The 23,462-nt window shown below is 65.4% G+C and carries 17 protein-coding genes; 12 read left to right on the top strand and 5 right to left on the bottom strand.

Annotation, left to right across the window (positions count from 1 at the left end; all coding sequences use genetic code 11):
* Positions 1-10: 10 nt before the first annotated feature.
* The gene (locus FRC98_RS12285) at positions 11-2,230 is read left to right on the top strand and encodes a hypothetical protein (protein WP_146981736.1); all 2,220 of its coding nucleotides are present in this window, start codon (positions 11-13) and stop codon (positions 2,228-2,230) included.
* A gap of 61 nt (positions 2,231-2,291) precedes the next feature.
* Here FRC98_RS12285 and FRC98_RS12290 read toward each other — a convergent pair whose 3' ends face one another.
* Complete coding sequence (locus FRC98_RS12290; protein WP_146981737.1) at positions 2,292-2,711, bottom strand: SseB family protein; 420 nt, start codon at positions 2,709-2,711, stop codon at positions 2,292-2,294.
* 118 nt (positions 2,712-2,829) lie between these two features.
* Here FRC98_RS12290 and FRC98_RS12295 point away from each other — a divergent pair, with 118 nt between their 5' ends.
* The 6 genes from FRC98_RS12295 (at position 2,830) to FRC98_RS12320 (ending at position 13,243) form a co-directional block, all read left to right on the top strand.
* Positions 2,830-4,758, top strand: a complete 1,929-nt coding sequence (locus FRC98_RS12295) for a 4Fe-4S binding protein (RefSeq protein WP_230467547.1) — start codon at positions 2,830-2,832, stop codon at positions 4,756-4,758.
* 149 nt (positions 4,759-4,907) lie between these two features.
* Positions 4,908-6,158, top strand: a complete 1,251-nt coding sequence (locus tag FRC98_RS12300) for an AI-2E family transporter (protein WP_146981739.1) — start codon at positions 4,908-4,910, stop codon at positions 6,156-6,158.
* A 120-nt stretch (positions 6,159-6,278) separates the two neighbouring features.
* The gene (locus tag FRC98_RS12305; protein WP_146981740.1) at positions 6,279-7,715 is read left to right on the top strand and encodes a serine/threonine protein kinase; all 1,437 of its coding nucleotides are present in this window, start codon (positions 6,279-6,281) and stop codon (positions 7,713-7,715) included.
* 358 nt (positions 7,716-8,073) lie between these two features.
* A complete protein-coding gene (locus FRC98_RS12310; protein ID WP_230467548.1) occupies positions 8,074-11,832 on the top strand; it encodes a response regulator in 3,759 nt (1,252 codons plus the stop codon).
* Positions 11,833-11,864: 32 nt separating this feature from the next.
* Positions 11,865-12,917, top strand: coding sequence for a tRNA (adenosine(37)-N6)-threonylcarbamoyltransferase complex transferase subunit TsaD (gene tsaD, locus FRC98_RS12315; RefSeq protein WP_146981742.1), 1,053 nt, complete (start codon positions 11,865-11,867; stop codon positions 12,915-12,917).
* Positions 12,918-12,937: 20 nt separating this feature from the next.
* The gene (locus FRC98_RS12320; protein WP_146981743.1) at positions 12,938-13,243 is read left to right on the top strand and encodes a hypothetical protein; all 306 of its coding nucleotides are present in this window, start codon (positions 12,938-12,940) and stop codon (positions 13,241-13,243) included.
* A 130-nt stretch (positions 13,244-13,373) separates the two neighbouring features.
* Here the strand turns inward: FRC98_RS12320 and FRC98_RS12325 are convergent, their stop codons facing one another.
* The 3 genes from FRC98_RS12325 to FRC98_RS12335 are packed head-to-tail and all read right to left on the bottom strand — an operon-like array spanning position 13,374 to position 14,830.
* A complete protein-coding gene (locus tag FRC98_RS12325) occupies positions 13,374-13,838 on the bottom strand; it encodes a hypothetical protein (protein WP_146981744.1) in 465 nt (154 codons plus the stop codon).
* A complete protein-coding gene (locus FRC98_RS12330) occupies positions 13,835-14,059 on the bottom strand; it encodes a twin-arginine translocase TatA/TatE family subunit (protein ID WP_146981745.1) in 225 nt (74 codons plus the stop codon). The genes FRC98_RS12325 and FRC98_RS12330 overlap by 4 nt, the downstream gene beginning before the upstream one ends.
* A 39-nt stretch (positions 14,060-14,098) precedes the next feature.
* Positions 14,099-14,830: a CPBP family intramembrane glutamic endopeptidase gene (locus FRC98_RS12335; RefSeq protein WP_146981746.1), complete on the bottom strand. Its 732-nt coding sequence runs from the start codon at positions 14,828-14,830 to the stop codon at positions 14,099-14,101.
* Between the two features lie 163 nt (positions 14,831-14,993).
* Between FRC98_RS12335 and FRC98_RS12340 the strand changes: the two genes are divergently transcribed.
* The 5 genes from FRC98_RS12340 to FRC98_RS12360 all read left to right on the top strand — a co-directional run bounded on the left by FRC98_RS12340 (position 14,994) and on the right by FRC98_RS12360 (position 22,078).
* Positions 14,994-17,000, top strand: a complete 2,007-nt coding sequence (locus FRC98_RS12340) for a two-component system sensor histidine kinase NtrB (protein WP_146981747.1) — start codon at positions 14,994-14,996, stop codon at positions 16,998-17,000.
* Between the two features lie 120 nt (positions 17,001-17,120).
* Positions 17,121-17,600 carry a MerC domain-containing protein gene (locus FRC98_RS12345; protein WP_230467549.1) on the top strand — a complete coding sequence of 160 codons (480 nt, stop codon included), beginning with the start codon at positions 17,121-17,123 and terminating at the stop codon, positions 17,598-17,600.
* Positions 17,601-17,732: 132 nt separating this feature from the next.
* Positions 17,733-18,749: a hypothetical protein gene (locus FRC98_RS12350; protein WP_146981749.1), complete on the top strand. Its 1,017-nt coding sequence runs from the start codon at positions 17,733-17,735 to the stop codon at positions 18,747-18,749.
* Positions 18,750-18,833: 84 nt separating this feature from the next.
* Entirely contained in the window at positions 18,834-21,221 is a 2,388-nt protein-coding gene (locus FRC98_RS12355) for a protein-disulfide reductase DsbD family protein (RefSeq protein ID WP_146981750.1), read from the top strand.
* Between the two features lie 95 nt (positions 21,222-21,316).
* Entirely contained in the window at positions 21,317-22,078 is a 762-nt protein-coding gene (locus tag FRC98_RS12360; RefSeq protein ID WP_146981751.1) for a redoxin domain-containing protein, read from the top strand.
* A 143-nt stretch (positions 22,079-22,221) separates the two neighbouring features.
* Here FRC98_RS12360 and FRC98_RS12365 read toward each other — a convergent pair whose 3' ends face one another.
* Positions 22,222-23,376, bottom strand: a complete 1,155-nt coding sequence (locus tag FRC98_RS12365; RefSeq protein WP_146981752.1) for a hypothetical protein — start codon at positions 23,374-23,376, stop codon at positions 22,222-22,224.
* Between the last annotated feature and the right edge of the window lie 86 nt (positions 23,377-23,462).

Consider the following 23,462-nt stretch of genomic DNA (forward strand, 5'->3'; position numbering starts at 1 on the left):
CGGAGAACCCATGACCCGCATCGACGGCTCCAACACCCCCGCCCCCCTCCCCACCGACGATGACTTTGTCGGGCCCCTTCCCCCCACCTGCACCTCCTCGCCAGCGCAAAGCGCCGGCGCTTCGGGCGCATCCTCGGTGAGCGAAACCTCCCCCCAGACCGACGCCTGGGAGGAGCCCCAGAAGCCCTCCCTCTTCGAGCGCGCCAGAAACGCCGCCGCAGGCGGCCTGGAGCGCGCCCGCGACGCCCTGGGCGACCCGGGCTCGCTGACCCGGGAGGCGTTCGCCCCGGTGGTCGACTTCTTTGAGCCCTCCCCCTCCACCACCGAGGCCATCGCCCAGGCCCGACAGGCCGTCGAAGACACCGTCACCCGCGTCACCGAAAACCTCGACCCCGAGACGCTTGAGAAGACCGCCCAGACCCTGGCCGACAACCCCGAGCTCTTCGTCCAGGCCATCGAAGTCTCCATCGACCAGGCCCAGGCCACCGTCGACGCCGCAAAATCCCTGGGCAAAGACGCCCTCACCACGGTCGCCAGCAGCGTCGAGCAGCGTTTTGATGAAAAAGTCGACGAAGCCAAAGCCAACATCAACGAGGCCCGAGCGAATCTCACCGACGCCGCAAAAACCCTGGGACAAGCCCACGCCGCCGTCTCCGACGCCATCGACAAAAAAATCGATCAGGAGATCGACGAGGCAAAAACCGCCCTCAAAGATGGCATCAAAGAAGGCCTGCAAGATGCCGCGACCCTCTACAAAGGCTACGAGCTGGCCAACCGCGTCGTCGACTCCGCCATCGTCGGAGTTGGCTCGATGGCCGGCGACGCGGTGAACACTGCCCTCAACACACTCGCCGGCGACCTGGGTGAGACCGTCGTCGAACATCGCGCCAACATCGAAGCTGCGCTCACCCCTCTCAAAGCCGCCCAAGACTGGATCGCCGGCCCCATTAGCCTCAGCGACGACAGCCTGGCTCAGATCGGCGCCAAACTTTTCGTCGCACCTTTCTCGGGCTCACTCTTCGTCGCCGGCATCGCCCTCGACACCCTCAATGCCGTCCCTGACATCGCCGAAGCTCTCGTCAACGCAAAAGACGCCCTCCCCACGAAGGAAAACTTCAACGCGATGGTCGAAGATCTTCAACCCGGAGAAACCCGCGAGATCAGCGGTGAGCTCCTCGTCAAAGTCGCCGCCGGTCTGGGGATCAGCGTCAGCTCCTCGCGCACCATCGAGATCACCCGCGACGCTAAAAATCCCAACTTCATCGAGATCACCATCAAAGACGCCGACGCCGGAGCCGCCGTCGTTGGAAAAAGCGTTCAGGGTCAGGGCGCTTCCGTCGACGCGGGCCTGAAATACACCAACCAGGTCACCCTGCGCTTCGACACTCGCGATCCCGCCCAGCTCAACCGCGCCCGCAACGTCACCACCGCCGCCTTCGTGCCCGTCGACCCCGACACGCTCGGCAACACCTTCGAAAAAAACCTCGTCTCCGTACGCCAGGAGTTAGCCTCCTCCGCCTCCGCCTCCGCCGCATTCCCCACACTCCCGCTCGGCATCGACATCGGCCTCACCCAGTCCGTCGCCCGCGAACACATCCCTGACGACAACGTCCACATCGAACGTCTGGAGATCGGCATCAAACAGGAAGCCTCCCTGGGCAAAGACCTCATTCAACTTCCCCCCGAAGTCTTCGCCTCCCTCTCCCAGAATGCCCCCGACGCCGCCTCCGGCACACTCGCCGAAATCTTCGCCTCCCAGACCGGTGGGCAGGTGGGCCTGAAAGCCGGCCTCTCGGCCGAGGCCACCATGGCGGTGGAGTTCCACAACATCACCCCCCAGACCCTGGAGGTGGACCTCAAACTCACCGGCGACCTGGCCGGCCCCGAGCATGAACTTCACCTCAAGGTCACGCTGCACGATCTTCCCGAGCTCGCAAAAACCCTCGATCGCACCCCCGAAGAGCTCGCCACCGCCCTCAACGATGGCTCAACCACCCTGGCCGACCTCTTCAACATCATCGGTAAACCCGCCGATCACCTCGAGGTCAAACTCACCCGCACCGCCACCCAGTTTGAAGGCACAAAGCTCGATGTCATGGGCCTCAAACTCAACAACGGCACCCGCCAGAAGTCCGAAGAGACCTTAAGCCACTTCGGCGCCCGCGAGACCGCCCCTCAAGCCGAGCTAGCCCCCTTCCGGGCCGCGCTCCATCACGACATCTCGATCTAAGCCGATGCATCAAACGCGCGGTGCGGTCCGACGTCGCACCGCGCGCCCACATCCCCCCGCCTCACTCCAGATCGTCGAGCCCCATCCTGGCCGCATACGCCTTGATCGCGGCCACCGGCGCCCTAAAGGTCTCCTCGCTTCCGATGTTAAAGACCACCCCCACGATCTGATCCTGAACTGCGACGATTCGCTCCATCGACTCCCGCGGGTCGAGGACCAATAATTGCACCGAGCCATCGGGCGCCGCCCGCCCCACCTGGCGGCTGAACTCCTTGATCCGCCGCACGTTGGTAAAGGCTAAAAGCCAGGGCTCATCGCCCAGCAGGGTCACCATCGGCGTCGATGGACCATCCTGGCGTTCGGTGGGCAAAAAGTACCAGCCCTTGAGCAAAAACACCGCGCGCCAGAGCGCCTCAATGTTCTCTGTGGTAGGTTCGCGGCGCGCGCGGGCGACATAGTCGCGGATCTCGAGTGCAGACATCGACTTCTCCTGATAGCGATCGCGCCGGGAATCCAACAGGCGCCTCCACGTCTTTTCCAATCGCGTCGCCTCACGTCAAGCACCACCGCGTCTTTGCCGTATGCTGCAGGTCACTCCCATGCCTCACTTTATCTGGCGGATCTTAAGCCTCGTCCTCTTCACCGTCCTTGTGGGCATGTTGCCGCAGGGCGTTCTGGCGCAGGACTCCGACCAGGCACTCGCCACAAACGATCACACCGGCCACGCGCACGAGCACGCTTCAGGGGATGCCTCCGAAGAAGTCCTGGAGTGGATCTGCCCGATGGAGTGCAACGATCTTCGTTTTGAGGAGTTCACCTCCTGCCCGATCTGCGGCATGGACGTCGTCCCCCACCGCGTGCGCCGCGTCGCCCCGGGTGATGAGGCCATCTTCGGCGAGCTCGATGAAGGGGGATTTTTCGACAGCGACGCGCTGATGAGCGAGGCCGAAGTCATCGCCGAGCGCCCCGAACGCGCGCTGATGCCCGGCGTCCCCAACTGGATCTTCTATCTGGGCTGCGCCCTGCTCATCGCCCTCTCCTTTGGGCTTTTGCTGGTGCTGGGCAAACCCACGCGCAACATGCAAAAGACCTCCAAACGCTGGGATTACCCCCGCTTTGAGCTCACGCGTCTGGCCTTCTTCAAAGCCTTTGTCACCTGGCGGGGCTTCCAACCTCTGGTGCAGCTGCCGGTCGTCGCGCTCTTTGTGCTGGTGATCGTCGCCGGTCTCATCGGCTCTCAGGATCCCTCCCGCAACATCGCGCCGGTGCTCACCTGGAACATCTGGTGGATGGGCCTGATCTTCTTTGCGTTTTTCGCCGGCGAGATCTGGTGCACGGTCTGCCCCTGGATGGCGGTGCCGGATTGGATCAAGCGCTTGAGCCGCAAACTCCCCGGCCGCGACCGCCCCATCGGCCTGGAGCGCACCTGGCCCAGAGCCCTTCGCAACCTCTACCCGGCCATCGTCATGTTCATGGCCCTGACCTGGCTGGAGCTGGCCTACGAAGCGCCCTACCGCCCCGCGCTCACCTCGATCATGGGCCTTACGATGGTAGCGATGGCCGCCGCCTCCCTCTTTGTCTTCGAGCGCAAAGGGTTTTGCCGCTACGTCTGCCCGGTCGGCCGCGTCACCGGCGCCTACGGCACCACCGGCATGCTGGAGATCCGCCGCCGCGACTCCCAGATCTGCAAGTCCTGCCAGACCAAAGACTGCTTCCACGGCAACGAGCGCGGCCTGCCCTGCCCCACTGGCGAGTTTATGGGGGCGATGAACGAAAACAGCTACTGCACCATGTGCACCGAGTGCCTCAAAACCTGCCCGCACGACAACATCGCCATCAACGTGCGCGCCCCCATCGCCGATCTTCTCGGCCCGCACCGAAAACGCCTCGATGAGGCCTGGCTGCTGCTGGCGATCTTCCTGGTAACGATCTTCCACGGCCTGGCGATGATCCCGGTGTGGACCCGCCAGACCGTCCCGCCTCTGCGCGACACCCTTGAGGCCACCTTCGGCGTTGACCCGGGCTACCTGCTCACCTTCACCCTGGGCATGGTGGGCTTCTTCGGCGCGTCCACGCTCCTCTACCTGGGGGTGTGCTGGCTCTCGAAGTTGGCCAGCGGCAACGTCTTCTACCGCCTGCGCGACTTCTTCATCGCCTACGCCTACCCGCTGCTGCCGGTGGCGCTGGCCTACCACCTGGCGCACAACGCGCTGCACTTCTTCTACGAGGGCAGCAAGCTTTTGCGCCTGATCAGCGACCCCTTCGGCTGGGGCTGGGATCTTTTTGGCACCGCCAAAAGCCCCCTCTCGATGGTCGTACCTCTGGATTGGCTCTGGGGCGCCCAGCTCACGCTGGTGCTCCTGGGCAACCTGGCCACGCTCTGGCTGGTCAACCGCGCCACCCACCGCATGTTTGGCAACCGCCGCCAGGCCATCAAAGCGCTGATCCCGGTGGCGATCTTCGCGCTCCTGCTCAGCGTCGCCGCCCTCTGGCTGCTCTCCCAGCCCATGGAGATGCGCACGGCCTGAAATCGCCCCTGTGATTTTGCCCGCTGAGCACGTATTTACTTCGCCACCGGCCCCGCTATGGTAGCCTGCCGGTGGGCCGCGCCGCGGCCCGCTCTCTCACGTCGTACCTCTCACACGCATGCGCCCCCTCTCAGCGCATCCCCCTGGCCATGACCCCCGAACCTCCCCAGACCGAGCCCCGCGAGTCGAGCGTCGGCACCGCCGACGCCTCGGCCAGCTCCGATGAGCTGCGCACGAGCACCTTCGCCGCGCTTCATGATGTGCACGTGATGCGCATCGCGCTGGTGCTCATCGCCCTGGCCGCCACCATCGCGGTCTTGAGCTTCGCCAAAACGATCCTCATCCCGGTCACCCTGGCCTTCTTCTTAAGCTACGTGCTCGCCCCCTTTGTCAGCGCCTTAATGCGAGTGCGCCTGCCGGGCACGCGTCTCTTTTTGCCGCGCGGCGCCGCCGCCCTGATCATCGTCGTGCTGGCCGTGGGCCTGACCGGCGTGGTGGGCACCTTCATCGGCGACCAGGTCCGACGCCTGGCGCTGGAGGTGCCCAACTACCAGGATCGCCTGGTCGACAACCTCACCGAGCTGCGCGGCAACGTCACCGAGCTGCAGCTGCGCGTGGAGAGCGCGCTGGAGCCTTTGCGCCGCGAAGACGAGGCCATCTCGCCAGCCGCTGCCCCCGCCGGCGATGAGGAGCGCAACGACACCGCCGAGCGCGTCCAGGTCTTCCTCGACCAGGGCAGCGGCGACTTCTGGGGCACGACTTCCTCCTTTATCGCCGGCGGCATCACCGGCTTTCTGGGCTTTTTAGCCCAGGCCCTGATGTGCATCTTCGTGCTCGTCTTCGTGCTGGCTCAGGGCCCGGGCATGCGCCAGCGGGTGCTGGAGGCGGCCGGAAACGGCCCCCGCAGCCGCCACGCCATCGACGTGATCCTGCGCAACGTCAACGAAGACGTGCAGCGCTACCTCTTTAACCGCTTCGCCACCAACACCTGCGTGGCCATCATCACCGGCGTGGCCCTCTACATCTACGGGCTCGACTTTGCCTTCTTGCTGGGCATCTTCGCCGGGCTTTTTAACTTCATCCCCTACGTCGGCCCCATCATCGGCACGGTCTTCCCGGCGACTGTCGCCTACATGCAATTTGGCGACCTCACCGACGTCTTCTGGTGCGTGCTCATCTACGGCAGCATCACCGGACTTGAGGGCAACCTGGTCACCCCCTTTACCATCGGCCGCCACCTCAAGCTCAACAGCCTGGCGGTGCTGCTCTCGGCGATCTTCTGGGGCTGGATCTGGGGCGCCCCCGGCCTGCTTTTAGCCATCCCCATTGTGGCCACGCTCAAGTCGGTCTCCGAAAACATCGACGATCTTCGTCCTCTGGCCGCCTTCCTGCGAGGTTGAAGGCTTGCCGCCCCTGCGGCATCAGACAACCTCCGCCTTGGATGTTGCCCCGGGCGGCCGGCTGCCTCTACAATCGCGCCTCCTCCACCCCACTGCCTGCTTTCGGCGGAGTCACGCGCGATGCTCACCCTCAAAGACGGTCGCTACCACTGCAGCGAGATCCTGGGCGAAGGCTCGATGGGCCGCACCTACCTGGCCACCGACCACCACAGCGGCCAGACGGTCGCGCTTAAAGCCCTCTACCCCTCTCGCCTGGCCACCCTCAAAGACTTTGAGCTCTTTGAGCGCGAGGCCCGCATCCTCCAGCAGCTCGACCACCCGCGCATCCCCGCCTACATCGACGCGTTCTGCGAGGGGGAGGGCGACGCGGTCTGTTATTATATCGTGCAGGCCTACGCCGGCGGGGGCGATCTACGCGAACTTCTCGACAGCGACACCCGTTTTGATGAGGAGCGCCTCCTGGAGCTGATGATCGCCCTGGCCGAGATCCTCGACTACCTGCACAGCCAGGAGCCGGCGGTGGTCCACCGCGACTTAAAGCCGGCCAACATCATCATGTGCGATCAGGGCAAGACCCCCACCCTGGTGGACTTCGGCGCGGTGCGCGAGGTGGTGCGCCTGACCATGGGAGGCGGCTCCACCATCATCGGCACCTTTGGCTATATGCCGCCGGAGCAGCTGATGGGCCGCGCGCTGCCCGCAAGCGACCTCTACTCCCTGGGCATCACCTCATTGGAATGCCTGACCCGACGCACCCCCTCCGATCTTCACGGCGAAGACGCCGCGGCCATGATCGAAGAACTCAACGGCGTCTCCACCGACCTCAAACGCGTGCTGCGCCGCCTCTGCGCCCCCCGCATCGACGAGCGCTACCCCTCGGCAAAAGATCTTCTCCAGGATCTCCAGCAGCTCAAAAGCGCCCAGACGCTCATCCATATTGACAGGCTTGAGCGCGACATCGCCCGCCGCCAGCGCGAGCGCGAAAAAGCTCTGGTCAACGCCACCGGCACCGCGGTGACCTTTCTGGCCGGTATCATCGGCTTTATCGTGGTGGCGGCCGGCTTTGTCGGCGCCATCCTCGTGTTACGCGAGATGCTCACCAACCTGGAGCTGCCCATCATCGCCGCGATGGCCGTGAGCATCGTGGGCATGTTCATTCCCCTGGTCATCCTGGGCGCCCGTTATATCCGCGACGCCTGGCAGCCCCCGCCGTCCAACTGGCTCAAGCTCAAGGGCACCTTCACCGGCATCACCAGCGCACCTTCAGCCGAGGGCAACCAGACCTTCTATTACCTCAACTACACCTTTGAGCATCGCGGGCAGCCCTTCGAAAACAAGATCACCCTGGCTGCCACCAGCACCAACCCCTTTCGTCGCAGCGACGAGATCATTGAGCGGATGAGCCGCCTCCACGATTTGGCCGGCACCGAGTTCGACGTCTTCGTCGACCCGGCCAACCCGCACAACCACCTCAACATTGAGTTCTACGACGACAAGCAGAACTTCGTGGAGCCGGTCCATCACTTCGACCCGAACCACGTTCACCACCCGGCTTAAGCGCCACAGGTGGGCTGCAGGGCAATCGCAAAGTGAGTCCCCACCATCCGCCACCGTAGGGGGACCCCTTGTGGGTCCCCGCCCTGGGAGTTCCGGAGGGGCACAAGACCCCTCCCTACGGATTGGGTGGTTTCTCCATAAAAAAACCTTGTGGGACTTTGCGATTGCCCTGAGGTGGCCTGCCGGCGGCCTTGTGTGGCGGCGGCGCAGAGTCTAAGATTCCCGCGCCGCCGTGCCACTTTGCAGGGCTTACGGTGCACCTGGAATCCCGATGTTTTACGTCTGCGGTCTGGTCCCTCGTCGGCACTTTGAAGCGCCGCTTCAGACCCTCTCTTCAGCGCACGGTCAAGGAGTTCGCGTGGCGAACGATACCATCCTCATTGTCGATGCGGACACCAAGTCCCAGAAGGTCCTGGAGGTCAGCTTCAAGAAGGCCGGCTATCGCGTCGTCCTGACCGACGCTATCGCCCGCGCCCACGAGCTCATTGAGGCTGCTCCACCCGCGCTGATCATCAGCGAGACGACGCTGCCTGACGGCGACGGCCTGGAGTTCTGCGCCGACTTAAAGATCGCGCCCGAGACCGAGCAGATCCCCTTTATCTTTCTGACCGAAGAGCGCTCCATCACCGAGAAGATGCGCTCCTTTGAGCTGGGCGCTGACGATTATCTGACCAAGCCGGTCTACATCAAAGAGATCACCACCCGCGCCGAGCTGCTGATCCAGCGCCGCGCCAAAGAGCAGCTCAGCGGCGCGGAGCGCGATGAGATGCAGGGCAACCTGCGCGACATCACCATGATCGACCTGCTCCAGCTCATCGAGCAGGAGCAGCGCTCGGGCTCGGTGCGCATCCGCCGCGGCTCGCGCCTGGCGGCGGTCTTCTTTCGCGAGGGCAACCTCCTCGACGCGGTCTGCGGCAAGCTCCAGGGTGAAGACGCCATCTACCGCATCATGCTCTGGCCCGAGGGCGACTTCGTGGTCCGCTACCACGACACCGACCAGCGCACCGACCATATCGAAAAGGACGCCTCCGAGCTTTTGCTCGAAGGACTTAAGCGCGTCGACCGCTTCGGCGAATTGATGAGCATTATGCCACCCCTGGAGCGGGTCTATGAGGCGGATTACCAGCGATTGCCGGCGCTGCTCGCCCATCTCCCGGCCGAGGTCGAGCGCCTGGTGCGCCTCTTCGACGGCTACCGTCGCATGCGCGACGTCATCGACGACAGCCCGCTTGATGATGTGACCACCCTGCAGATCATCTTAAAGCTCGTCGACGAAGACATTCTCCACGAGGTCATCCCGGCAGCCGGCCAGCCGGCGCCCTCGGAGCCCTCCCCCTCCAACCTCGACGACTGGCTTCGCACCCCCTCGGGCCGCGTGGCGGCGCCGGCCGACGATCCTTCGCAGAGCGACGAAGAGGAGTTCTCCGACTCCACCGACCGCATCAGCAAACCGGCCGTCGGCGATATTGAGCGCGCCATGGCGGCAGCCGGCGACGAGATCGACACCGAGGAGCTCCCCCGACAGCCCGGCGAGGGCGACGAGCCTCGCCAGGGCTCCGGCGGCGGCCACTGGAAGTTCCACTGGGACGAGGGCGAAGAGCGCCCCAACACCGAAGAGATCCCCGCCGCGGATCTCGAAGAGCCCGCCTCCGAGAGCGATTTCCCCGACACCCACGCCGAAGGTCTGCGCGAGCTCGAAGATCAAGAACGGCGACGCCGCGAGGCCGAGGCCCGCCACCTCGCCGAACAAAAAGAAGCCATGGAGCGCGCGCAATCTCAGCCGGTGCCCACCGCCGAGTTCGACGCGCCCACCTCCGAGGAGCTCCCGCCCGAACCTCTCGAAGATCGCGAAGTCCCCGCCGGCGACGCCACCGGCGAGCTCTACGTGGCCGATCTTCTGGCCCAGAAGCCCCCGGCCGGCCGCCAGCGCATCCCCACCCCCAGCGCCTCGCCGGCCCAGGCGCTGGCGATCGATGAGCCGCTGCCTAACGCCTCCGGCGCTGACGCTTTTGCCCCCGACTCCGCCGGCGATCCCTTAAGCGACGACGACCTCTTCGGCGACGACAACGCCTTTAACGACACCGACGACGACGCCTTCGGCCTCTTCGACGACGAACCCGAAGGCACCCTTCCCGGTGTCGGTGAGGAGCACGCCCCCACCCATCCCCACGACACCGAGCGCAGCGAACGCGAGACCGCCAAGATCCGCATCCCCGACGAGATCAAACGCGCCCGCGACGAGGCCCGAAAGGCCCGCGAAGACGACGCCGAGCTTCAGGCCCAGGCCCTCGAAGACACCGACGCCCACGACGACGAACCCGCCGCTGACACCCCCGCCGAACCCGAAGCCGCCGACGACGACGCCTTCGCCAACCCGGACTTCGCCCCCGAGGTCAACCTCGAGGAGATGTCCGAACCCGAGCCCCTCGACACCTCACACAGCGACGAAAACGCAGAGCCGCAACCCACTGAAAACACAGAAGAATCCAACACAGCCACCCTGCCCGCAGTCCAGCGTCACAGCGCCGACAACACCATCGTCTCCACCGAATACACCCTCAAAAAGCGTCGCGCCTCCGGCACCACCGCACCCGGCTCCGCCTTCGAAGACGACGAGCCCACCCCCGCTCCGATGATCGACCCCAGCACCGCCCACACCTCCCTCGAGGAGGGCGATGCCCCCCAACCTCAGGACGCCGACGCCCGCGCCAAACAGGTCGATACCGACCCCGACCTCGACACCTACCTCGCCGAAAAGAACACCGAGAGCGAGCACCAGAACGAGTCCGAGCACCAGCACGAGGACCAGGACCAGCACGAGGACCAGGACCAGAACGAGGACCAGGACCAGAACGAGAACGAGGACCAGAACGAGAACGAGGACCAGGACCAGAACGAGGACCAGGACCAGCACGAGGACCAGGACCAGCACGAGGACCAGGACCAGCACGAGGACCAGGACCAGCACGAGGACCAGGACCAGCACGAGGACCAGGACCAGCACGAGGACCAGGACCAGCACGAGGACCAGGACCAGCACGAGGACCAGGACCAGCACAAGGACCAGGACCAGAACGAGGACCAGGACCAGAACGAGAACGAGTCCGAGTCTGAGTCCGAATCCAAACCCGTCTCCACCCTCACCGACGCCGACCACACCCCCAACGCTCGCCCCCGCGTGCAGCTGGGCGGCGCGCTCTCCGAGGCCTCGTTCTTTCAGAAGGGCGAAAACCTCCATGAATACGACGATCTTGGCGAGGAACTGGCCGGAGAGTCGAAGAGCTGGAAGTTGTGGGTGATCGTCGCGGCGATCATGGCGCTTGTGGCCATCACGCTGGTAGCGATGCAGATGTCGTCGGGCCCGGAGCCGGCCGACGCGATCCCGGAGGAGGTGGCCAGCGCCGAGGAGCCCGAACCTGAGCCTGAGGAGCCTGCGGTCGAAGTGGAGGAGCCTCAAGCTGGCGGGGAGGTCGCTCAAGACGAAGAGCCCACCGGCCTTGATCTCGATCAGGCTCTGGCCCGCGCGCGCCTCGAAGGCATGTCGGCCGAAGCCGCCGCCGTGGAGCTCGCCAGCGAGCGCGCCGCCAGCGACGCCGCCGCGCCCTCGGCCGAAGATCAGGCCGCCGAAGAAGCCGCCGCTGCCGAAGTGGCCGCCGCACAGGAGCAACCCGCCGAGGAGGCTGCCCCTGCAAACGCGGCTGTGGCCCCCGAGGAACAAGAACTTCGCGCCGCTGAGACCACCCCGGCCCCTGACCGCGAGACCACGGTCAACGAAGACATCCAACGCCTGCGCACCATGGTCCAGCGCGAGCGTATTGATGAGGCCCTTCCCCTGGCCCGCGATTTGAGCAAGCGCGCCCCCAACAACCGCCAGGTCGCCTTCCTGCACGGTCAGGCCGCCCTCTACGACGGCAAAAACTCCGAGGCCATCGAAAACCTCACCCGCGCCGAGCGGCTGGGCATGCGCACCGGCGCCTTCTACCTGGAGCTCGCCACCGCCTACCAGCTGGCCGGTCGCCGCGATCAGGCCAAAGGCGCCTACGAGAAGTTTCTGGAGATCGAGCCCGAAGGCCAGAGCGCCGACGAGGTCCGCGCCATCCTTGAGTCGCAGTTCTAAGCCTTTGCACCTCTTGCACCACAGGCAGCACCATGCTGGTCATGACCATCGAATCGAGCTGCGACGAGACCTCCGTCGCGCTCATTAAAGACGGCCGCCAGATCCTGGCCAACGCAGTCGCCAGCCAGATCCCCATCCATCGCCGCTACGGCGGGGTGGTTCCGGAGCTGGCCAGCCGCAACCACATCCGCGACATCCACCAGGTCCTCAACGAGGCCCTCGATGACGCCGGGCTCACCCTCGACGCCGTCGAGGGTTTTGGCGTGACCTGCGGCCCCGGCCTTGTCGGAAGCCTGCTGGTAGGCATTGAGACCGCCCGCGCCCTGGCCTTCGCGCTCAACAAGCCGGTGGTGGGCCTCAACCATCTCGAAGGCCACCTCACCGCGGTGCTGCTCGAAGGCGACACCGTCAAAAACCCCGAATTTCCCTACCTGGGGCTCATCGTCAGCGGCGGCCACACCGACCTCTACATCGTGCGCGGCCTGGGCAACTACGAGCTCCTGGGTCGCACCCGCGACGATGCGGCCGGCGAGGCCTTTGATAAGGTCGCGCGCATGCTCGGGCAGCCTTATCCGGGCGGCGTGGCCATCGACCGCCTCGCAAAAGATGGCCGCCCCGACGCCATTGAGTTTCCGCGCCCGATGTGGACGCGCAAAAACTTCGACTTCTCGTTTTCGGGCCTCAAAACCGCCGTCGCCCAGCACATCGACGCCCACGGCATCCCCGAGGGGCAGCAGCTCAACGACCTCTGCGCCTCCTTCCAGGAGGCCGTCGTCGACGTGCTCCTCTTCAAGGCGCTTAACGCCTGTGAGGCGCACAAACTCAAACGCCTGGTGCTCTCCGGCGGGGTGGCCTGCAACAGCCGGCTGCGACAGCGCGCTCAAGAGGCCTGCCAGGCCGAAGGACTCGAGCTCTTTGTGGCGCCCCCCTCGCTCTGCACCGACAACGCCGCGATGCTCGGCCCCATCGCCGAGCATTACTTGCAGCTTGAGGGCGACTCGGAGTTTGTCGGCCACACCATCCGCGCCCAATCCAGCATGCCCCTTGGCCACTCCGAGCGCACCCCGGCCCGCACCCACCGCTAACGCCACACTGGAGTTCCCCCGTGACCACCCCCGCTCCCCAGATCCTCGACGCCCTGCTCCGCCACGATCGCGTCAAAGCACTCGTGCTCATCGATGAGCAGGGCAACCCCCTGGCCACCCGCGGCCAGGCCCGCTCCATGATCGCCGGCGCCAATGAGGCCACCGTCCTCACCGACCTGAGCAAAGTCAGCGCCGACGCCCGCGAGTGCGTCTACATCACCCGCCACGGCCTGAATCATTTTTTGATCGTGATCTTCGATGAAAACGTCGACTTCGACACCCTCAAAAAAGACGTCGACGCCACCATCGCCCAGCACCAGCGCTGAGGCCCACAGCGCCCGCGCCCGCAACTTCCCCCTGAAAAACCAGCGCTAAAACGCCAACGGGCGCGCCGCATCGGCGCGCCCGTTGGCGTCAACTTCGTCTGGAAAAAGCCCGACTTCCCGGGCTCTGGGCTTACTCGCCCTTTCCTTTGGAGAGGTTGTCGACATCACTCTCCGTGAAGGGCTCGGCCTCCAGCCCGCCCTGCACCAGAACCTTCGGCATCCCGCCGATCTGCTCCAGGCTCAGCCCGTCGGCCTGCGGCACAATGTAGCTGGCCATGCCCCAGTACGTTGCCAGGCACAGCATCCAGGCCACCCCGGTGCGAAAGACATCGCCGCGGGCGATGCCCACCAGCAACCCGAAGAGCGTCGCCCCGACGATCAGCACCCCGGTCACCCCGAAATCCCGCGTCAGATACGCCAGCACGTTCACCGGCACCACCACCACAAGCGCGCTCGCAAAGGTGTTGTAATCCGGGTTGAGCTGGGTGAAGCGAAAGCTCAGCAAAATCACGACCAGCTGCGCCAGCGCCGCGGCCGCGTAAAAGGTCAGCGGGGTCCACGTAAAGCCGGATACCACCTCGGCCACTATCATCATGACTCTCTCGTCTGCGTCGGCTCCGTCGACTCGCCGGAGGCTTCTTCGTGGTCGAGCTCACCGGAGGTCGAGCTCACATCGATCACATCATCGGCCAGCCCCTTCTGAAAACTCAACCGAAGGCGCGCGGCCGCCGCGCTGATCTGCGGCAACTTCTGCAGGCCGACCACCACGAAAATGATCGCGGCGACCACCAGCAGCTCTGAGGCGTTGAGCATCATAACAAAGGACTCCCGGGCATCGGAGCTGGGCCGGGCATCTCACCCGTTTGATGCGAGGATCACAAGCACCAGCACGTCATAGAGAGCATGGGTGTACACCGCGACTGCAAACCCGCGCAAATAGAAGATCAACGCCAGCAACACCCCGGCGATGGCCCGAAAGACAAACACCCCCATCGCAAACTCCTCGCCAAGCGGCCCCATATGATGCACCGCGCTGAAGATCACACTGGAGAGCACCACCGCCCACAGCGCCGCCCACCACCTGGGCCAGCCCACCACCCGGTGGCCCAGCCACACCATCGTGCCCATCAGCCCCAGCCTGAAGACGAGCTCCTCATAGAGCCCCGCCCCCGCGCTGAGCACCAGATTATCGAGCACCGAGGCCTCCCCACCCACGCTCAGGCCCACACTTAGGAGCGCGCTCAAGCCCAGCGCGTCCATAATCGCCACGATCGCCGCGCCGAAGAAGAACGCATACACCGCGCTCTCCGCCACCACCGCTGGCCACACCCTCAGCCGCAGCCGCTCTTTTTTGCGCAGCATCACCGCCGCGACCACCATCAGTAACAACACCCCCACATGCACGCCCAGGTAGTAGTGAAGCTCCCCGCCCACCGCCCACCAGAGCGTATCGGTCATAAAGTCGACGCCGTTTCGCACCCCGCCGGTCCACAACACCCCGAGCTGATAGAGCACAAAAAGCGGCATCACCAGCACAAGACTATGCCAGGTATCGCGGCTCTGCTGATGGTAGGTGCTTAACTTCATCACTTCTCTCAACGCGCGCACCACACGCCCGCGTGGGACATCGGGGTCGGGTGCCTAACTTTTGATGCAGGGAGGTCCCGCATCCATCGACCAGGCGCTATCGTAGCGCGCCAGCCCCTCCCCGTCAGCGCGCCTTGAAATTCGCCCTGCAGGGGAGCTCGATGTGACGGTTCAACCCTACCCACCCATCGCTCAACGCACCACACCACCGGGACGACTCGCCGCACTCTTCGCCCTGCTCATCCTGGTCTGTGTGCTCCCGGCGCTGGCCATCGCGATGGGATTTAGCCTGAGCCTGCCGCTGCCCTCAGCGGCAGAGACTCTGGGCACTCTGCGCGGAGCTTTTACCCACAGCACACTCTTGATGCTCGGCGGCATCCTCGCACTAAGCTCGGCAACCTTAAGCCTCGCCCGCTTTCTGGTGCGCCGCTCCGCGCTGACCTCGGTCATCAGCATCACCCTCTTCTGGTCGGGCTTTGTCGCCATCATCCAGGCCCTCACCGTCGACGGCGCTCTCTACGCCGCGCGCGACATCGAGAATTACATCCCCTTCACCTGGACGATCACCCGCCACCTCAACGCCCTGCTCATCCTGGGCGCCGGCGTGCTGCTCTTATGGCCCCGACGCCAGCTCGCCCTGCTTCGCCCCGGCTTTATGCTCGGCGTCTTCGCCCTCTTTGGCACACTGGCCCTGACGCTGCTGGGGCTGGCCTCTTACCTCGATCTTCCGCAGACCACCCGCCCCGACGCCATCTTGATTCGCCCCTGGGATCTGCCCGCGCTTTTGATCTTTGCCCTCTGCGCCTTTGGCCTCTTTCCTCGCATCCACCGCCGTTTTCGCAGCCACTTCTCCCTCGCGCTCTGGCTGAGCATCCTCCCCTTGCTCGCCGCCCAGGGCTACCTGATCTTCGGCTCCACCCAGATCTTCGACGCCGCCTTCAACGCCGCCTACGGCCTGAGCGCCCTCTCCTCAGCGGTGATCTTCAGCGGGTTGATCTTCGACTACATCCGCTCCACCAGCCAGGAGCAACACCTCCTGCGCACTATCAGCGAGCGTGAGACGCGCATCCGCACCATGTTTGACGGCGCCGCCGAGGCCATCATCGCCTTCGATAACGACGGCGTCATTGAGCTCTGGAACCCTGCTGCGACCCTGCTCTTTGGCTGGCGCGTCGACGACATCGTCGGACGAAACATCACCACCCTGCTCATCCCCCGGGCCCACCGCCCCTACTTCACCGACCAGCTCGAGCGCCTGGTCACCGACCGCACCTCCCGTAACATCCACAGCTACGCGCTGGGTGGCCCCTTCGAGATTGTGTTCCTCCACCAGGACGGCAACGAGGTGCACGTGGAGCTCTCCCTGGCCGCCAGCGGCCCCCAGGACGAGCCCATCTTCACCCTCTTCGCCCGCGATCTCTCCGCCCGCAAACAGATGCAGCTGCGCATGACGCAGATGGACCGCATGATCACCATCGGCACCATGGCCGCCGGCGTCGGCCACGAGATCAACAACCCGCTGACCTACCTCATCGCCAACCTCGATCTCATCGACGAGGCCGAAGACCAGGAGGAGCGCCACCACAGCCTGGAGTCCGCCCGCCAGGGCGCCGAGCGCATCCGCCGCATCGTCGACGACCTTCGCCTGCTCTCGGGCTTTCAGGAGCAACCTCGCCATAAAGTCTCAGTGGCCGACGCCCTCGACGTCGCCCTGCGCATGACCCGCCAGCTCATCCAGCGCAGCGCCTCACTGCATCAGACGATCGCAGACACCTCTCCGGTGCTCGCCGATGAACCTCGGCTAACCCAGGTCTTCATCAACCTGCTCACCAACGCCGCCCACGCCCTGAGCAACCGCGCTCGCCATGAAAACCGCATCGACGTGCATCTTCTTGAGCTCGACGATCAGGTTATCGTCGAGATCAGCGACAACGGCCCGGGCATCCCCCTCGATATCCAGGACGCGATCTTCGAGCCCTTCTTCACCACCAAACCCGCCGGTGAGGGCAGCGGACTGGGGCTCTCCCTCTGCCGCCAGATCGTGGAGTCGTTTGAGGGCAGCCTCACCGTCGAGTCGCAGCCCGGCAAAGGCGCAACCTTCCGCGTCTCCCTGCCCCGCTACACCCCAACCTCATCGGCCGAAGCCGACTCCGCCCCCCCCCGGGAATGATCCCCGAGATGCAATGTTTGAGGGGAGGCGCTGGTTTGACAAATGCATATCAGTTGCGCTAAGCCCCATCCCTGTCGCGGTCGACCCTTATCGGCCGGCATCATTCTCCGGAGCACCACCGTGAAACCTGGCCCCGCAAGCGCACAACTCGACCTCGACGCATCGGCCGCGATGCACGCCCACAGCGAACCCCAGACCGCTTTCTGGGATCGGCTCGGCATCATCGGTTCGGTGGCCTGCATCATTCACTGTGCGCTGACCCCGGCGCTGGTCAGCTCACTGGCCGCCCTGGGATTTCTGGCCGACGCCCTGGTTCATCAGGTGCTCGTGGTGTTGCTCCTGGGCGTGGCGCTCCTGGCGTTCTGGCCGGGCTTTAAAGTTCACCGTGATCTTCGCATTGTGGCCGGCGCCGTCGCCGGCGTCTCGATCCTGATCGCCACCGGCTTTATGCACACCTTTTTGCACGACTTCATGCACGGGTTCTTTCACGCCGAGCTGGCCGAAGCCGGCCTGACCATGCTCGGCTCTGGCATTCTGGTGGGCACGCACGTGGCCAACCAGCGCCTGGTGCGCGCCGAAGGCGCCTGCTGCAACGACTGAGCGCCCCCCCTCTTTTCCCCCATCCCTGGATGTTGCTCCTGCCCCTCCGCTCGATTTGTGAGCGAGGCTTTGGCGCGCTAAGGTAGGACCCGTGCCTACAGCCGGCCCCTTACCTGCACTGGAGCACCTGCTATGTCTTCGGACGACGGCTCGCAACGCCAGCCCGCGCCCCCCCGACCGGGCCCCTCCAAACCGCGCCTCAACGTCGCCGGCGACCTGCCCGCGCAGGCCAACCACGACCGCGTCTCCACGGTGATGATCTACGCCGAGGATCCCACGCCCCCTCCCGGTCATGGCCCCAGCCTCGCCCAACACGACCCCGAGGAGACCTTTCCTCCCGGCGCTACCGTGCCCGCGCAGAGCCTCACCGGACAGCATAACGCCGCACATCTTCAGCAAGGGTCTGCCACCGGCCAACACAACGCTGCACATCTTCAGCAGGGCTTCACCGGGCAGCATAACGCCGCGCATCTTCAGCAGGGCTTTGCCACCGGCCAACACAACGCCGCACATCTTCAGCAGGGTCATGCCACCGGGCAGCATAACGCCGCCCATCTTCAGCAAGGGTCTGCCACCGGACAGCATAACGCCGCACATCTCCAGCAAGGCTTCACCGGACAGCATAACGCCGCGCATCTCCAGCAGGGCTTCACCGGGCAGCATAACGCCGCACATCTTCAGCAAGGCTATGCCTCCCAGAGCGCGCATGACGCCGAGCACCTGACCAACACCGGCTTCATCCCCGCCGAGGCCTTCAAAGCCGCCCGCGCACAGCAGCAGGCCGCCGCCGGCAAAAAGCCCGCGCGCGCACGCCGCGTCCAGATCGGCGGTCGCACCTTCGAGATCCCCTCCTTCGGCATGAATGAAATCCCCGCCGACGCCAAACAACGCGTGATCTACTCGATCTGCGCCACGATGGCCGGCGGCCTCATCGGCTTCGTGCTCGGCGCTTTCAACGCCCGCCTCCAGGGCTGGACCGTCTCCGAGGGCACCGCCGAGATGCACCTGCTCGCCATGGTCTGCGCCCTGACCTTTGGCATCATGGCCTACATGCGCCCCCAGCAGGTCGACCAGGTGCTCGTCAAGATCGGCCTGCTCAGCGCCGCCGACGCCGACCCGGATCGCACCGACGAGCTGCGCATCCGATAATTCGCGCCCCGCGACTGGAATGGTGCGCATCGCGGGCTATGTTTGCGCCCCGGTACCTCCAGTCCTCATTTGCGGTAGCGCGTCATGAGTCGTCTTCTTCATCCCATCGCCCGTCGCCCCTCCCGGGCGGCAACCTCTCGCTCAACATCAGCCCCCTCGAAACGCAGCCGCTTTCGCGCGCTCGCGATGGTGGCGGCCCTGGCGTTCTTCACGCTCCTGGCCGCGCCGCTGCAGCTGAGCGCGCAGGGGCTTGAGGTCCCCGAGGGCGCCTACGCCGAAGACGCCTTCGATGAAGGCGATCCCCGCGTCGAAAAACGCCTGATCTTGGATCACACCACGGCCTCCCCCGGTCGGACCATCACCGCCGGGGTCCTCTTTGAGATGGACCCCAAATGGCACATCTACTGGCGCAACTCCGGCCAGGGGGGCATGAGCACCGAGGCCAGCCTCACCGCCTCCGCCGGTCAGATCTCCGAGCTCCGATGGCCCGCCCCAACCGTCTTCCATGAAGCCGGCGGCGAGATCATAACCTTTGGTTATGGCGACCATGTGCTCTTGTACTGGGAGGTGGCCCTCCCCGCCGATCTTCAGCCCGGCGCCGAGGTCGAGCTTAACGCCGAGGTCGACTACCTCGTCTGCAAAGTCGACTGCATCCCCGGCCGCGCCGAGCTCACCCGCTCGCTCCTCATCACCGAGGCGCCCAAGCCGGCTCAAAACGCCGTCACCGCGCTCTTCGCCAAGGCTCGCAACGCCACGCCGCAGACCACCTCCCAGCGTAAACTCACCGCCTCACTCCGATACTCCAAAGCCCCCATCGCCCCCGGCGAAGACTTCCGCGCCGAGCTCGCGATCATCGGCTGCTCCACGCCCGACGCCCCCGACTGCCTCAACCTCGGCCCCCCGCCCGAACGCCCCGCCGACGCCTTTGTCTTCGATACGCTGCCGCAGAGCCGCCTCACCATCGCCCGCGTCAGCCCGCACCCCACCGCACACTCCGGCTGGTTCATCGAGCTTCAAGGACGCACAAGTTCCGACACACCTTCGGGCGACCAGCGCTTGAGCGGCGTGCTTAAACTCACCGACGACCAGGGCCAACCGCTGCCCACCTTCGTCGACTTCCTCTTCCCCCGCACCGAGAGCGCTGAAGCGCAGGCGATGCTCCTGGGCGCCGGCGCTCCGACCGACCCCACCGCCAGCCCCACCTCCCCCGCACAGCCCACCGAAAACACCCCCTCGATCTTCTTTATCTTACTTCTGGCCTTCGCCGGCGGCGCGCTCCTCAACCTGATGCCCTGCGTCTTCCCGGTGCTCGCCATCAAGGTCTTCTCATTCGTCAAACTCGCCAATGAGGAGCGCCAGAGCGTCTATGTGCACGGCGCGGCCTACACCGCCGGCATCGTCACCTCGATGATGGCCCTGGCCGGCGTGGTCATCGCCCTGCAGCAGCTCGGCACTCAAGTGGGCTGGGGCTTCCAGTTTCAAGAACCGCGCTTCATCGCAGTGGTCGGCGCCGTGCTGGTGATCTTCGCGCTCAACCTTTTTGGCGTCTTCGAGGTCACCCTCAACCCGGGCCGCCTCCAGGACCTCACCGACGCACCCGGCGGCCTCCGCCGCAGCTTCGGCGAGGGCGTGCTGGCGGTGGTGCTGGCAACGCCCTGCTCGGCACCTTTTCTGGGCACCGCAGTGGGCTTTGCCCTGGCGAGCAGCCCGCTCGTCATCGCGCTGATCTTCATGACCCTGGGACTGGGCCTGGCCGCCCCCTTCGTCGCGCTCACCCTCATCCCCAACACCGCCCGATTCCTGCCGCGTCCGGGCCCCTGGATGCTCATCTTCAAACAGTTTTTGGGCTTCGCGCTGCTCGGCACCGTCATCTGGCTGCTCTGGCTCATCGGCCAGATGAGCGGCGCGATGGCCCAGACCGCCCAGCTCATCTTCCTGCTCAGCTGCGCGCTCGCCGCATGGATATGGGGCCAGGTACAGTTTGGCAGCTCCGCAAAACGTCTCCTCGGTGGCCTGGGCGCCCTGATCCTCATCGCCATCAGCGCCTGGCAGACCTTCGACTTCAGCGCCGAGGTTCCCGACCCGGCATCGGCAACCACCCAGAGCGCTTCGACCGACGACGAAGGCATCGCCTGGATCCCCTGGAGCGAAGAGGCCGTCCAGGCCGAGCTGGCCGCCGGCCGACCGGTGTTTATCGACTTTACGGCCACCTGGTGCATCACCTGCCAGGTCAACAAACGCAACGTCCTGGAGACCCCCGAGGTCATCGCCGCCGTCGAAGAACACAACGTCGCCATGGTCATCGCCGACTGGACTCGCCGCGATGATCGCATCCGCGCCAAACTGGCCGAATTTGGCAAGGCCGGCGTGCCCATGTACCTTCTCTACCACCCCGACTCACCCGAGGATCCCCGCGTCCTGCCTGAACTTCTCACCCGTCAGATGGTGATTGAAGCCTTCGCCTCACCCTGACACTCAGGCGGCCGCTCAACCTTTTGCAGCCCGACCCCGACTTAGGCCTCGACGCGCCGTGAGGCCCCCACGCTGACCCTTTTTGAGGAGACACCATGCACCGCTTCAAATGGATGATGATCGTCACCCTGACCCTGGGCGTGAGCGCGCTGAGCGCCTGCGAAAATCCCGCCGAAGATCCCGGCGAAAACCCCGCCGAAGCCACCGCTCCTGAGAGTGAAGCTGCCGAGACCGCCGAAGGCACCGCCACCGGCAGCAGCGAGGCCGCCCGTCAGGCCGCCGCCGCCCAGGGCGACCAGGAAGGCGCCGCCCCCGAAAAACCCATCGTCGGCGAGCCGGCACCTGACTTCACGCTGGTCGATGAGGCCGGAAACTCCCACACCCTGAGCCAGTACAAAGGCAAAACCGTGGTGCTGGAGTGGTTCAACATCCCCTGCCCCTACGTCAACCGCCACTACGACGCCGGCACCTTCGACACCCTGCTCAAAGAGCACGGCGGCACCGACGAGATCGTCTGGCTGGCCATCGACACCACCCACGACAACACCCCCGAAGACTCCCAGGCGTGGAAAGAGAAGGCTAACGAGAAGCGCGAGTTCGATTACCCCATCCTCCAGGATCCCTCCGGTGAAGTGGGCCGCCTCTACCAGGCCAAGACCACCCCGCATATGTTCGTGATCGATTCGACCGGCGTCCTGCGTTACATGGGCGGCATCGACGACGATCCCCGCGGCCAGAAGGAAGAACCGACCAACTACGTCGACGCCGCGCTCACCGCGATCGCCGCCGGCGAAGACATTGCCACCACCGAGGCCCAGCCCTACGGCTGCACGGTGAAGTACGCCGAAGAGCCCTGAGTTCCCCACCCGAAGATCGCGTGGTAGAGAGCCCCCTGGCGAGCGTTGCTCGCCAGGGGGCTTTTTGCAAACTGGCCGCAGCGCCAGTTTTTATGCGCCTCATCGGCCTTTCCCCTTCCGGCGGCGCGCACACGTTCTTCGCCCTACTGCCCCTCCACACTCAGGCGCACGTCCGCAAAACACGCTGCAGAATCGGGCCCCAGCGCCTCATCCGGCACCTCTCTTCCCAGCGCGCTCAGGGCATGCGCGGTGGTGTAGTGAGCGACCACCTCACGGGCGCGCGCCGGCTCCAGAGTCGCCTCCTCGCAGGAGCGCACCAGCGTGAGCGCCACAATCGGAGGCACCTCCACGCCCTCATCCACAAGGCGCGCCACCATGGCGTGTGGGCCGCCCAGCAGCTCACAGACCCGGGTGCTGCTCAGATGCCCCATCCCTTCGACCTCCACCAGCGTCCCCTGGCTCTCGCTGGCCTCGCGCCGCTCCCGCACCCGCTGAGGCGTGGCCAGAAGATCGGCGTCGCCCGCGATCCACATCACGCGGGCCTGCTCCCGGGCCACCGCCGCAGACGCGTTCCAGAAGACCGCCCCGCGCACCCCCTCGTCGCCAAGCATCGCAGAGGCGGCGCGCGCCCCGGCCGAATGCCCCACGACCACCACCTGATCGTCTGCGATCACGCGCCCCAACCCCTCATCTTCCTCCAGGGTCACGCGCGCCGCGCGCAGCACCTCCAGCGCCCGATCGCCCCCCGGCGCGCCCGTGGCCAGCACCTCGTTTAACCCCCACTCGCTGATCTGCGGCGCGGCCACCACAAGCCCGTGGCTGGCCATCTGCACCAGCACATCGGCCGACTGCCCGGCAAAGCCTCCCGGCCCGTGCGCAAAGAGCACCACCCCGAACCCGCCATCGCGGTGATTATAGGCGTCGTGGCGCGCCTCGATCATCCAGCGCCACCCCGGCTCGATCAGCACTTCCCGCAAATCGTCGGGCATCTGCTCGCGCACATCGACGGCGACCTGCTGCATCGGGCTATTATCGATCGCCGGATAATAGACATCCATCAGGTGCTCCTCATCGATGCGCAGCGTGCGCATCCCTACCTCATAGGGCCCCATCGCATCATAGAGCTCGCAGAACTCCCCGATCACCTCCGGCGGCACGCCCTCGCCGCCGTCGGGCTGTTGAGGCTCACTGCTGGCCTGACACCCGCTCAAGCTCATGGCCCACAGCCCCAGACACACCCCCACAAGAAGTACGATCCACGCCTCCAACCCATCACCCTGCTGCGCTCGCTGCCTCACGGAATCCCCCTGCGCGCTGCCGCGCTTGTAAGCCCCGCGCCCCCGCACTATTCTGCGCGCGCCCGGGGCCCTTAAAATTTGGCCCC

The sequence above is a fragment of the Lujinxingia vulgaris genome (assembly GCF_007997015.1).
Lineage (GTDB): Bacteria > Myxococcota_A > Bradymonadia > Bradymonadales > Bradymonadaceae > Lujinxingia > Lujinxingia vulgaris.

Excerpts from the sequence above, each read along its gene's own strand:
- FRC98_RS12330 (WP_146981745.1), bottom strand. The coding sequence starts at position 14,059 with ATGATGCTCAACGCCTCAGAGCTGCTGGTGGTCGCCGCGATCATTTTC.
- FRC98_RS12325 (WP_146981744.1), bottom strand. The coding sequence starts at position 13,838 with ATGATGATAGTGGCCGAGGTGGTATCCGGCTTTACGTGGACCCCGCTG.
- FRC98_RS12295 (WP_230467547.1), top strand. The coding sequence starts at position 2,830 with ATGCCTCACTTTATCTGGCGGATCTTAAGCCTCGTCCTCTTCACCGTC.
- FRC98_RS12335 (WP_146981746.1), bottom strand. The coding sequence starts at position 14,830 with ATGAAGTTAAGCACCTACCATCAGCAGAGCCGCGATACCTGGCATAGT.
- FRC98_RS12300 (WP_146981739.1), top strand. The coding sequence starts at position 4,908 with ATGACCCCCGAACCTCCCCAGACCGAGCCCCGCGAGTCGAGCGTCGGC.
- FRC98_RS12305 (WP_146981740.1), top strand. The coding sequence starts at position 6,279 with ATGCTCACCCTCAAAGACGGTCGCTACCACTGCAGCGAGATCCTGGGC.
- FRC98_RS12290 (WP_146981737.1), bottom strand. The coding sequence starts at position 2,711 with ATGTCTGCACTCGAGATCCGCGACTATGTCGCCCGCGCGCGCCGCGAA.
- tsaD (WP_146981742.1), top strand. The coding sequence starts at position 11,865 with ATGCTGGTCATGACCATCGAATCGAGCTGCGACGAGACCTCCGTCGCG.
- FRC98_RS12360 (WP_146981751.1), top strand. The coding sequence starts at position 21,317 with ATGCACCGCTTCAAATGGATGATGATCGTCACCCTGACCCTGGGCGTG.
- FRC98_RS12285 (WP_146981736.1), top strand. The coding sequence starts at position 11 with ATGACCCGCATCGACGGCTCCAACACCCCCGCCCCCCTCCCCACCGAC.
- FRC98_RS12350 (WP_146981749.1), top strand. The coding sequence starts at position 17,733 with ATGTCTTCGGACGACGGCTCGCAACGCCAGCCCGCGCCCCCCCGACCG.
- FRC98_RS12355 (WP_146981750.1), top strand. The coding sequence starts at position 18,834 with ATGAGTCGTCTTCTTCATCCCATCGCCCGTCGCCCCTCCCGGGCGGCA.